The organism is Ochrobactrum sp. SFR4 (assembly GCF_019730395.1).
Lineage (GTDB): Bacteria > Pseudomonadota > Alphaproteobacteria > Rhizobiales > Rhizobiaceae > Pseudochrobactrum.
The window spans coordinates 1-258 of the sequence record NZ_JAAPBB010000972.1; the positions used below are offsets into that span (position 1 = coordinate 1).

Sequence of the window (258 nt, forward strand, 5' to 3'; positions counted from 1 at the left end):
GGCGCATCAGGTGCCGGTAAATCAACACTGATTGCTCTGCTGTTGCGTTATTATGATCCGCTTGAAGGTAAAATCCTGCTGGATGGCACAGATTTGCGTCAATTATCGCTGGATGATCTGCGCGGTAATATTGCGCTGGTGTCACAGGATGTGACGATTTTTGCTACCAGCATCCGTGAGAATATTGCCTTCGGGCGACCGGATGCGAGTGACGCAGATATTGAAGCCGCTGCAAAAGCCGCGCAGGCGCATGAGTTT

1 protein-coding gene is annotated in these 258 nt (G+C 51.2%); it reads left to right on the forward strand.

Annotation, left to right across the window (positions count from 1 at the left end; genetic code table 11):
- Positions 1-258, forward strand: a 258-nt coding sequence (locus HBA93_RS21980; protein WP_221724663.1) for an ATP-binding cassette domain-containing protein, incomplete at both ends; no start/stop codon positions are given.